Source organism: Lonsdalea quercina, assembly GCF_900107885.1.
Classification (GTDB): domain Bacteria; phylum Pseudomonadota; class Gammaproteobacteria; order Enterobacterales; family Enterobacteriaceae; genus Lonsdalea; species Lonsdalea quercina.
In genome coordinates, this window is record NZ_FNQS01000002.1 from 356802 (window position 1) to 368231 (window position 11430).

The following is an 11430-nucleotide window of genomic DNA, read 5'->3' on the forward strand; positions in this document are numbered from 1 at the left end:
GCCGGGGTGCTGCTCTTCCTCACTCGCCCACAGCCAGAGCTTTCCTCTCACTTTGATTCGTTTCGGACCGCCTGTTTCGTCGATGCATCCAGCATGCCCCAACCACCAACAGCAACATCACACTCCACTCCACGCCCAACGAGGCGATCAGCGCAACGTCATGGCGTCCCTGAAACCTATGCAGCAGATGAACCAGCACGGAGCCTAAAACGATAGGCCCCATTCCCATCGCCGTCTGCAGTACCGTGGACAACAGCGCGCCGCCCGATCCTGCATGAGATAGCGGTACATCCGATAAAAAAATGCGATAAAAGCTGCTGACGATAAAAGCCTGACCAAACCCGATCAGACAGGTCGCGGGCAATAGCGTCCACAGCGTTGGCTCAGGCCAGACCAAAGCCAGCGTGGCCATGAGCAGCAGCAGTCCGCTCATCTGGATAGCGCTGCCGATCATTAAGGTAGGAATATTGCCCTTGCGTTCCGTCACCCGGCTGCTAAGCAACGAGGCAATGAAATACGCCGTCCCCAACCCGATGAAGCTGTTGCCAGATTCCAGAGGCGAAAATCCGGCGCCGGATTGCAGTACATAGGCGACGATAAACATGAAGCCGCTCCAGCTGGAGAAAAACAGCAGGGCAATGGCGCAACCGAAACGAACGCTGGAAAGGCGGAACAGCGCGGGAGGCAGTAAAGGCTCCTGCCGACGTCGCTCTTGACGTCGTTCAACCCACCACAACAGCGGAAACAGGCCAAAGCTCGCCGCCAGCGTCGCGATACAGCTCAAGGGCCAGTGCCATAGCGGCCCCAAAGCCAGAGGAAACAGCAGGCATGACAGGGCCAGCGCCAGCAATACGGTGCCGGGAAAATCAATCGCCTTGCGCTTATCGCTACGGGTGTTCGGCACCCAAAACGGCGCAAAAATCAGAATGAGCAGGCAGAACGGCAAATTCACCAGAAAGGCGCTGCGCCAGCCGTATCCACCAATATCCAGCTTCAGCAGGGTTCCGCCCAGCACTTGTCCAATGATGAAGGCCAATCCGCCGATGGCGCTGTAGAGCCCTAACGTCCGGGCATGCCGCCGTCCGCTCAGGCAGACATGGATCGTCGCCAGGATTTGCGGGACGGACAGCGCGGCGCCAATCCCTTGCAGCGTCCGCGCAAACAGCAGTAGCCATACGGACTGCGCAATACCGCATAACAGCGAGGCCACGCCGAACACGGCTACGCCTGCCATAAAAATCCGCCGCCGCCCGAGGTTATCGCCCAGACGTCCGCCCATCGCCAACGCGACGGCGAACGCTACACCGTAAACCGCGACAATCAGCTCCAGTTCCGCCGGACTCGCGGAGAGCGAACGGGCGATAGATTCCAGAGCGACGTTAACGATGGAAAAATCAATCATCGGCAGGAGTTGCCCGGCCAGTAATACCACCAGCCCGAGACGACTCAACCCATGTAATGGTGATCCTTGCTTCATTGTGTGTACCCATTGTATTCGTTATCCACGAGCGCTAGCATCGTGGTTAATGAAAACGGGTACCAGTTCTTGATTATCCTGGTATAAATTCCACCTGTCTGGCGCGGAGTCCTTGATATGTCAGCACTAACCACGGCCCCCCTTCCTGACAGTACCGAACAAAACCGCAGGCTTACGCTGGGGAAATTCCTGCGCACACGCAGAGAGAGTCTGGACCCGGAGCGGTTAGGGCTGTCTACCCCGCGTAAGCGGCGTACGCCGGGGCTGCGTCGAGAAGACGTCGCCCTGCTGGCGGATGTCGGTATCACTTGGTACACCTGGCTGGAACAGGGACGCCCTATCAAAACGTCCGTAAAAACGCTGCTGGCGATCGCCAAAGCGCTACAGTTTAACGAGGTGGAGACCCGGCACCTGTTCATGTTGGCAGAACTGCCCTTTTCGCCAACAGTGCGCGCCAGCTGCGAGAAAATCAACGAAGACAGCCAGACAATTCTGGACCAGCTTAACCCTTATCCCGCCGTCATCGTCAACGCCCGCTTCAGCATTCTGGGCTTCAATCAATCCTGGTGCCGGCTGCTCAATATCGATTTGAATCAGATCCCGCATGAAGATCGTAACTGCATCTATCTGGCCTTCACGCACCCTGACTGGCAGAAAGGCCTGGCGGACTTGCAGGAATTTCTTCCCAACATGGTCGCCATGTTTCGAGCGCGGCTGGTGGAACACAGCGGTGAACCGCTATGGGAAACGCTGTTGCAGCGCTGCCTGAACGAATCAGAGCTGTTTCGCCAGCTTTGGCACCAACGCTATGAAATACAGGGCGTGATAAACAAGGTGAAGCGTTTCCAGCATCCGCTGCTGGGCGTCATTTCTCTGCGGCAGATCAACTGGTGGACGGCCAGCCATAACGGCGATCGCATGCTGGTCTACATGCCCGCTGAGGCGCAGGATAAACAGATGCTGGAAAAATTGGCCCGGCTGGATTTCCCCGTCTGAAACGCCGAGGTTGCGTCCTATCGAAAAGCAGGAGAATGCACCATGTTTCCGTTAATCACGCCCCGTTTTTTTATTCGCCCTTTCACCCCGGACGATATCCCGCAGCTCGCTGAGGCCGTACGTGAGTCCAAAGATACCCTTGGGCGCTGGCTGTCTTGGTGCACCGATGAATACAGCATCCCCGAGATGTCACGCTGGGTCGCCCAGAGCGCGCTGCGGATTAAGGAAGGTATGGCGTTTGACCTTGCCATCATTGAACAAAACTCCGGGCGGCTGATGGGCTCCGTCGGCATCAACAGCATTCAATCCGGCTATCAGATGGGGAACATCGGCTATTGGGTGCGTCAATCCGAGCAAGGGCAGCAGATCGCTCTCGAGGCCGTAAAGGCGATCACCGCTTTCGGTTTCGACCAGCTGGGGCTTACCCGACTGGAGATTATCGCGGCTGAACACAACCTGCCGAGCCGCCGCATCGCAGAAAAAGCCGGAGCGCGTTTCGAAGGCATCGCTTACAACCGTCTGGTCATCCACGGCCACCCCACCGACGCCGCCATGTACTCGCTGATCCCTACGCGTTAATGCGTGGGTAAGAGAGACGCGACAGTCTTGCCCGCCGACCTCTCACAGACTGAAAAGAGTGATGGATTCAGGTCGCCGTGCGGCCGACGAGGAGCAAGGTCTTGGCTCATGCCGATGAGATGGCGGACGACACATCACGGTAAAGGAAATCAGCGAACCGTCAGGACGTACTGCCACGTCGCAACCTTTAGGAGGATGACTCCTCGTCGCCCGGCGCTTTACGTGCGCTCAGCCCATACTCGCGCAGCTTGTTGGCGATAGCAGTATGGGATACGCCCAGTCGTTTAGCCAGCTTGCGCGTGCTGGGATAGCTCTGGTAAAGGCGAGTCAGAACGGAGCGTTCGAACCGTTTGGTGATGTCATCCAGTGAACCTTCCAGCAGCGTTTCGCTGTGCGCCAGCGCAGAGGAGAACGCGGGTAAGTCGATATCCTGCAGAGTCAGCGTGTCGCCGTCCAACTGGGTCAGCGCCCGGTAAATGATATTTTTCAACTGCCGCACGTTGCCCGGCCAGCCATATTGGGGCAGAAGTTGTCGCACTTCGGGCGCGATGCGCGGATGACGCATTCCCTGTTCGTCCGCAAAACGCGCGACGAACAGCTCGACCAGCGGCATGACGTCTTCCGGACACGCCCGCAAAGGCGGAAGCTCCAGCGTCAACACGTTCAGGCGGTAATAAAGATCTTCCCGGAACTGGCCGCGCTGCACCAGTTCCAACAGATTCTTCTGCGTAGCGCAAATCACCCGCACGTCAACGTGCAGCTCGTGCTCTTCCCCCACCCGTCGGAACGTCCCATCGTTGAGAAAACGCAGCAGCTTGGTTTGCATTTGGGGCGACATTTCGCCGACCTCATCCAGCAGCACCGATCCGCCGTTCGCCTGCTCGAAGAAGCCTTTTTTGCCTTCCAGCGCATTCGGATAAGCGCCCGGCGCATGGCCGTAAAGCTCGCTTTCCATCACGTCGTCCGGCAAAGCCGCGCAGTTCAGAGCCAGAAAGGGCTGAGCGGAGCGGTGGCTACGCAGATGACAAGCGCGTGCCAGCATGTCTTTACCGGTGCCGGTTTCGCCGACGATCAGCAGCGGCGCATCCAACGGCGCCAGCTTACGCGCCCGCTCCATCACCTGACGCATTGTCGGACTGACGGCAACGACAGTGTCGAAAACGCGGTCGTCGTTCGCGGACAAATTTTGTAGCTGATGCCCCATCCGCGCCGTGGATTTGAGCATGATCAGCGCACCTGAGGCGATTGAATCTCCGCTCTCGTCGTTCAGATAGACCGGCGTAACCTCCAACAGGAAATCCCGGCCGCGGACCACGACGCGCTCCGTTTCCGATTTTGCGCCCTGCTCCAGCCAGCGGTTAAAGGCGTAGCGGCCAATTAATTGGTTGATGTTCAACTGAGAGACTTTATCCGCCGTCTGCCCAAACAGCGTCAGCGCTGCGGCGTTCATCATTTCGACGCGACCTTTAAGATCGACGGACAGAACGGCCTCGGGCATGGATTCCAGCAGCGCTTTCAACGCGCGATGCTCGCGTTCGGAAGGCATAAACGAAACGGTGCGGACATCGCTGACGCCTTGCGTACGCCGGATGTCCGCCATCAGCGCCCGAAAATCTTCGACGCGCAGCGAATCAACGTGGAGATAGATTCGTCCGGCAGCGGCAATTTCTATACCGCGCAGATCGATGTTGCGCAGCACCAGCAGATCCAACAGTTCACGAGTCAGACCCATACGGTCTTTACAAAAAACTTCCAGACGCATCAACATACCTTCTTCTTCAGGCGCGCGGGGGGACGAAAGCCGAATGATACCCTATTCGCCGTCGTCGGATGAAGCAGAGTGTCAGCAAAAGTTGACACTCTACTCAGGCCTGGCGTGTTCTGGCGGCGGCGCATCACGCCGCTTCATCAGGGCGATCGCCCCTCCCATCGCCAGCATCAGGATAGAGAGTGCGGACAGCAGCAGGAAGCTGACGGCCTAGTTGCCGAACAACGTATGAAGCCCGCCGGTCACCAGCGGTCCCACCGACGCCAGAGAATATCCCACGCCCTGTACGGCCGAAGAAAAGCGACGGTTTTCATCCAGATCGCGCGCGTGGTCCATGATCAGCATGAAAATCGCGGTAAAGCCGCCGCCCTGCGCGATACCGCTGGCCAACGACCAAAGCGGCCATTGATGCGGCCAGTAATACATCCCCGCCGGCGTCAGCATCCAAAATACGCCGACGATCGCCAGCAAGAATGCCCGAGGTACGCGCCATAGCGAGGCCACCATCGGTACGCCGAACGAACCGATTAGCGCCGTGATTTGGAAGACCGAGGCGATCAGACCGGCCTCCGCAAGGCTCATTCCCGCTTCCTGCGTTAAGTAGGCGGGCAGCCAGGCGGTCATGCCGTAGTAGATGAAAAGGTGAACGGTGAAGGCCGTCACCAGATACCACAGAATTGGCTGACGCCAGAACGTGAGCGACGGCAACGGCGACAGGCTAATTTGAACCTTGATCGGGACGGAGCCGCTCTCCGGCTGACGCGCGCCGCGTTTGCGTTGAATCACGCGTCCCCAGACCGCCAGCGCCACTATCGCCAGCACGCACCAGATCCCCAGCGCCACCCGCCAGCCAAACAGCAGCGCCAGCGGCGCGGTCAACGCGGAAGTCAACATAGTGCCGACATTAATGGCCGCCGTGTACAGTCCAGTGGCCATATTGCGCCGCTGATGGAAGTCCCGGGCGATCACCATCAGGCAGACGATATTGCCGACGGTCAGTGACGCGCCGATCGTCAACGTCCCCGCCAATGCCATCGTGACGCCGCCCATAGGCCGCAGCAGCGTCCCCACCGTCGCGCCAATCAGGGACACTATAATCGCCCTCTCTATGCCCATGCGAGAGATGAGTAGCGACGCCAACGGCGTCAGCAGGCCGAAGCACAGCACGGGGATCGTGGTCAGCAGCCCCGCGAGGGTCACGCTGATGTGAAGATCGGCGCGAATTTGGTCGATAACCGGCGCAATCGCGGTTAGGGGGCTGCGCAAATTGAGCGCGAGGGCAAGCAAAGCGAAAAGGATCAGAAGCGGCAACCGCAGTCGGTTATTACGCATAGTGGCATCACATGAAAAGGCGAACAGCCTGGTGTCATCGTGGATGCAATATACGCTTTTCCCTTCCTGCGATCACCGTTGGCGGCTCGGGGTCAGGCGAATTATTTTTTGTCGGCGAGCGTGGATTTCAGCTGGCCGACCAGCTCGCGTCGGAAATCCCCCAGGCGCGGCTTATCGTCCAGCCACGGCAACGGGCGGCACAGCTCCATCGCTTTGATGCCGAGACGCGCGGTCAGAAGCCCGGCCCCCAACCCCTGAGCGACGCGCGCGGACAGTCGGGCTGCGAGATCCTGCGACATCCAGTCCATTCCGATTTCACGCACCAGCTCGGATGCGCCGGCGAAAGCGACATTGAGCAGCACCAGACGAAACAGGCGAATGCGGCTAAAATAGCCCAATTCAATGCCGTATAGCGCGGCGATCCGATTGACCAGCCGCAGGTTGCGCCAGGCAATGAAAGCCATGTCCACCAACGCTAACGGACTCACGGCGACCATCAGGGCGGATTCGGCTGCATATCGGCTGATTTCTCGCCGCGCCTGCACGTCCAGCACCGGCTGCACCAGTTCCGCGTACAGCGCCACCACTTCCCGGTCGTTGTGGGTTTCATGCAGCGAGGCAAGCCATCGCTGCATCGCCGGGTGTCCGTGGTCCAGTTGCGCCTGCCGCGCCAGTTGTTCGCAAAATTCACGCCCCGCGCCCATCCCGTGGCTGTGCAACAACTCGGCGGCGCGGTCGCGCGCCTCCGCCCGTTGGCGCAGGCGGTATAGCCGACGCCACTCCATCGCCAGCGAGCCAACCCCCGCGCCGACGATCAGCGTTCCGGCGGCGATACCGCCGAGAGAAATCCAGTCCTGATTCAGCCACGCATGGTGAAGCGACTGTATGCCCTGCGCGACGGCGCTGGCGCCAAACAGCGCGACGCCAGCCATCGCCATGCGCCGCCACAGGCTGCGGCGTGGACGCAACGCGCGGCTGACGGCGGCTTCCGCCCCCCCCTCTTCCTGCTCGTTTTCCGTCAGCGTGGGCGTGAATTGATGAGCGTTCTCCTCGTCGAAAGTCACGTTGGGGCGCAACGTCGGCGGCAAGTCCATCGGCGACGCCTCTTCGAACCTCATTCGTGGTTTAAGCGGTTCAGTCATCGCATTTTATCCCCCAGTAAATAGTCCATCACCGTATCCAGGCGAATATGCGGCAGCGGCGTATCAATGCTCATTTCCGGCGGTCGAAAGGCATCGAAATGAAACCCTTGTTCGCGCCAGAATGCCGGTCCCGGAAGACGTGACGGCACTTCGCCGGGATAGACCGTCAGCGGCTCCCCATCGCTGAGCCGATGGCCCTTCAGCGCGGGAATTTTCTGCCCTTGGTGGTCGACCAGACCGCTTTGCGTCGCCTGCACGGAGGCAATCCCGGCACACTCCATGCTGATGCCCTCAAACGCCGCGTTTTGCCAGGCGTCCTGTACCAACTGCTGCAACAGCGACACCAGATTGGCGTGCTGATCGGTGGTGATATGATCCGCCTTTGTCGCGGCGAATATCAGCTTGTCGATACAGGGAGAGAACAGGCGGCGAAACAGCGTGCGTTTGCCGTAATGAAAGCTCTGCATCAGCTGCGTCAGCGCCAGGCGCATGTCGTTAAACGCCTGCACGCCGCTGTTCAACGGCTGCAAGCAGTCCACCAGCACAATCTGGCGGTCAAAGCGCACGAAGTGCTGCTTATAAAACCCCTTCACCACATGTTGACAGTAGTAATCAAAACGCTGACGCAACATGCCTATGTTGGTCGATGCGTCAGCCTGCGCCAGCGCGGACTCCTGCCCGTCGCGGCTCTGCGGCCAAGGGAAGAATTGTAGTACCGGCGCGCCCGCCAGATCGCCGGGCAGCACCAGTCGGCCCGGCTGAATAAAGTGCAGGCCTTCCCGTTTGCAGCGCAACAGATAATCCGTGTAGGCCTGAGCCACCGCCGCCAGTTGGTTCTCATCCGCAGGCGCTAAGGGATCCAGCTGTTCGCACAGCGACAGCCAAGGCTGCGCCCACGTGCGCCGTTCGCCCTGAAGCAGTCCGCTCATCTGATGGGACCAGTCCAAATAACGTTGCTCCAACATCGGCAGGTCCAGCAGCCACTCCCCCGGATAGTCGACGATTTCCAGATACAGCGTGGAGTTGTCTTTGAAATGCCGCAGCAGCGAGTCATTGGAGCGGTAGCGCAGCGCCAGTCTAATCTCGCTGACGCCGCGCGTCGGCGTCGGCCAGTCCGGCGGCTCGCCGTATAGCGCGGCCATGCCTTCGTCGTAGGCGAAGCGCGGTACGCCCAAATCACGCTGCGGGATGCGTCGCGCACCCAGCAAACGGTTTTCGCGTACGGGCGAAAACAGCGGCAGACGCGCGCCGTTATGCACCGACAACAGTTGATTGACCAGCGCCGTGATGAACGCGGTTTTTCCGCTGCGGCTCAGGCCAGTGACGGCCAGACGCAGATGACGGTCGACGCCGCGATTCATCAGCGCGCCGATGTCTTGCTGCAGTCGATTCAGGGGATTTGCCATGACGCTCCTTTCCCTGTGTGTCGCTTCTAAGGAAGATAATAGGTCAACGCTATTATGGTGCCCGACGGCAAAATGCGAAAGCGCACGTGTCGGGGTCATAGATAGGCCACGGCGTTAGCGCAGGCTTAACCGTGGCAGATAGGATTACATCTGGCGAAACTGACTGCGCACGCCGTAAGTTTCTGAAGTGATGTAGCGCTCGATATCTCGCAGACGGCGCTCGCTTTCCATCAGCTGCGCATCCGCCTGATCCAACAGTTGGTTGGGAGAGGCGTCCGGCGTCCCGTAAGCGGCAGGCGGCGCCGGATCCAGAATAAAGCTCAGCACGATATACGCCACGACGGTAAAGAAGAACAGGCCAAAGAAGATCGACAGCACGGCAATCAGGCGGATCAGCTTCACCGGCACGTCGAAATAGTGGGCCAGTCCGGCGCAAACGCCTTTGATCATGCCCTCTTCCGGCATCAGATACAGCTTTTTAGCACTCCGGTTCAGTCTCATCAGGATTGTCTCCAGTTCGGATGTTTTGCATCCAGAATCTCTTCCAGCGTCTCAATACGTTCGCGCATACGCTGCGCGTCTTGCGTCAATGTGTGCAGCTGCTGCATATCCGCCGTCCCCAACTGAGCACGGTTTTTTCGCTGACTGTAATGCAACCAAAGCCAGAGCGGAGCGACGAATAGCAGAAAAATGGTCAGCGGTATCATCGTCAGAACCAAGGCGCCCATTTTCTCTCCTTAATAATCATGATGCGTATCTCAGGCTGCCGCCGACGGCGACAGCCCTGGCGGTTACTCCGCAGGTTTTACTTTAGCTTTTAACGCCGCCAGTTGCGCGTCGATTTCATCGTTCGCTTTCAGCTCGGTGAACTGCTGATCCAGCGTTTTCTGCTTACCCAGACCGACGCTTTCACCTTCGGCTTCGATGGAGTCGATCCGACGTTCAAACTGCTCGAAGCGCGCCAGCGCCTCATCCAGCTTACCGCTATCCAACTGACGGCGAATATCGCGCGAAGAGCTGGCGGCCTGATGACGCAGCGTCAGCGCTTTCTGGCGTGCGCGAGTTTCGGTCAGTTTATTTTCCAGCTCGCCGATTTCACGCTTCATGCGCTCCAGCGTTTCATCGACGTTCTCTGCTTCCTGCTCCAGCACGGCGATGAGTTCGGTCAACTTCTGCTTCTCAATCAGGGCGGCGCGAGCCAGATCTTCTTTATCTTTACGCAGCGCCAGCTCCGCTTTTTCCTGCCATTCCGTCTGTTGGGCGTGAGCCTGGCTGATGCGGCGCGCCAGCTGCTTTTTCTCCGCCAGCGCTCGCGCTGAAGTGGAACGCACTTCGACCAGCGTGTCTTCCATTTCCTGAATCATGAGCCGAACCAGCTTCTGGGGATCTTCCGCCTTGTCCAGCAAGGAGGTGATGTTGGCGTTAACGATGTCGGCGAAACGAGAAAAAATACCCATAGTGTTATCCTCTTGATAATTTCCGGCGTCTTAGTACGCCCGTTGGATCCGCCCCGGTGTATCGGGTCACGTTCTCTTCGTCAGGTATTTCAATATCCGTGCCAATGTCGCAAACAGAAATAGTTAACTGAATTTAAAAGCATTATTATTTTTTACGGAATGACGCGCGACTGCTATGCTGGTTAAATTCGCTAACAGTTAGTCAATATCACAAGGTGATCAGGTGGCCTACGAACAAGACTCGCTGCTGGGGGAAGCCAACAGCTTCCTCGAAATGCTGGAACAGGTTTCCCAGCTCGCGCAGCTCAACAAACCGGTGTTGGTGATCGGCGAGCGCGGTACCGGCAAAGAGCTGATCGCCAGCCGCCTGCACTACCTGTCTCCCCGCTGGCAAGGGCCGTTCATTTCACTTAACTGCGCCGCCTTAAATGAAAACCTGCTGGACTCGGAGCTGTTCGGCCATGAAGCCGGCGCATTCACCGGCGCGCAAAAGCGTCATCTCGGCCGTTTCGAACGCGCCGACGGCGGCACGCTGTTTTTGGATGAACTGGCGACCGCGCCGATGCTGGTGCAGGAGAAACTGCTGCGCGTCATCGAATACGGCGTGCTGGAACGCGTGGGCGGCGGACAATCTTTGCAGGTCGACGTGCGTTTGGTGTGCGCCACTAACGACGATCTTCCCGCGCTGGCGGCGCAGGGGAAATTTCGCGCCGACCTGCTGGACCGCCTGGCGTTCGACGTGGTTCAGCTTCCGCCGCTGCGCCAGCGTCAGCAGGACATCATGCTGCTGGCGGAGCATTTTGCCGTTCAGATGTGCCGGGAGCTGGGACTTCCGCTTTTCCCTGGGCTGACCGATCGCGCGCAACGCACCCTCCTCGACTACAGCTGGCCCGGCAACGTACGCGAACTTAAAAATGTGGTGGAACGCTCCGTTTATCGCCACGGCACCAGCAGCGAACCGCTGGACCATATCATCATCAACCCGTTTCAACCGAGCGCGCCTCTCTCGGTGCCGGACACCGCGCCAGACACCCTGCCCGCGCTGCCGCTGGATATGCGCGGCTGGCTGAGTCAGCAGGAGCAGCAACTGTTGCAGCGAGCGCTGGCTCAGTCCCGCTTCAACCAGCGCAAGGCCGCCGAGATGCTGGGACTGAGCTACCATCAGCTGCGCGGACTGCTGAAAAAGCACGCCATCACGGTCAATGAGCTTTAAATCTCGACCTGCCGATGGAAAAAGCAAGCCCGCACGATGGTGAAAAAGGCGACGGTTGGC

General features: G+C 59.0%; 11 protein-coding genes. 3 read left to right on the top strand and 8 right to left on the bottom strand.

All coding sequences use genetic code 11. From position 1 onward, the window contains the following. Window positions 1-19: 19 nt before the first annotated feature. Window positions 20-1477, bottom strand: a complete 1458-nt coding sequence (locus BLU64_RS04490; protein ID WP_026742605.1) for an MFS transporter — start codon at window positions 1475-1477, stop codon at window positions 20-22. A 117-nt stretch (window positions 1478-1594) separates the two neighbouring features. Between BLU64_RS04490 and BLU64_RS04495 the strand changes: the two genes are divergently transcribed. Continuing rightward, window positions 1595-2473 carry a helix-turn-helix transcriptional regulator gene (locus BLU64_RS04495; RefSeq protein ID WP_074727997.1) on the top strand — a complete coding sequence of 293 codons (879 nt, stop codon included), beginning with the start codon at window positions 1595-1597 and terminating at the stop codon, window positions 2471-2473. A 42-nt stretch (window positions 2474-2515) separates the two neighbouring features. After that, entirely contained in the window at window positions 2516-3052 is a 537-nt protein-coding gene (locus BLU64_RS04500; protein WP_026742607.1) for a GNAT family N-acetyltransferase, read from the top strand. A gap of 187 nt (window positions 3053-3239) precedes the next feature. Here BLU64_RS04500 and tyrR read toward each other — a convergent pair whose 3' ends face one another. The 7 genes from tyrR to pspA form a co-directional block, all read right to left on the bottom strand. Further along, window positions 3240-4814 carry a transcriptional regulator TyrR gene (gene tyrR / locus BLU64_RS04505; RefSeq protein ID WP_026742608.1) on the bottom strand — a complete coding sequence of 525 codons (1575 nt, stop codon included), beginning with the start codon at window positions 4812-4814 and terminating at the stop codon, window positions 3240-3242. A gap of 216 nt (window positions 4815-5030) precedes the next feature. Next, complete coding sequence (locus tag BLU64_RS04510) at window positions 5031-6152, bottom strand: MFS transporter (RefSeq protein WP_081825701.1); 1122 nt, start codon at window positions 6150-6152, stop codon at window positions 5031-5033. 101 nt (window positions 6153-6253) lie between these two features. Next, window positions 6254-7294 carry a YcjF family protein gene (locus BLU64_RS04515; protein WP_026742609.1) on the bottom strand — a complete coding sequence of 347 codons (1041 nt, stop codon included), beginning with the start codon at window positions 7292-7294 and terminating at the stop codon, window positions 6254-6256. Beyond that, the gene (locus tag BLU64_RS04520) at window positions 7291-8688 is read right to left on the bottom strand and encodes a YcjX family GTP-binding protein (protein ID WP_074728058.1); all 1398 of its coding nucleotides are present in this window, start codon (window positions 8686-8688) and stop codon (window positions 7291-7293) included. The genes BLU64_RS04515 and BLU64_RS04520 overlap by 4 nt, the downstream gene beginning before the upstream one ends. A 156-nt stretch (window positions 8689-8844) precedes the next feature. Next, window positions 8845-9201 (bottom strand): envelope stress response membrane protein PspC, encoded by a 357-nt coding sequence (pspC, locus tag BLU64_RS04525; RefSeq protein ID WP_026742611.1) that lies wholly within the window; start codon window positions 9199-9201, stop codon window positions 8845-8847. Next, a complete protein-coding gene (gene pspB, locus BLU64_RS04530; RefSeq protein ID WP_026742612.1) occupies window positions 9201-9428 on the bottom strand; it encodes an envelope stress response membrane protein PspB in 228 nt (75 codons plus the stop codon). Before pspB ends, pspC begins: the two co-directional genes overlap by 1 nt. A 63-nt stretch (window positions 9429-9491) precedes the next feature. Further along, window positions 9492-10157 (bottom strand): phage shock protein PspA, encoded by a 666-nt coding sequence (gene pspA / locus BLU64_RS04535; protein WP_074727999.1) that lies wholly within the window; start codon window positions 10155-10157, stop codon window positions 9492-9494. A gap of 223 nt (window positions 10158-10380) precedes the next feature. Between pspA and pspF the strand changes: the two genes are divergently transcribed. Further along, window positions 10381-11370, top strand: coding sequence for a phage shock protein operon transcriptional activator (gene pspF / locus BLU64_RS04540; RefSeq protein ID WP_026742614.1), 990 nt, complete (start codon window positions 10381-10383; stop codon window positions 11368-11370). Window positions 11371-11430 lie beyond the last annotated feature (60 nt).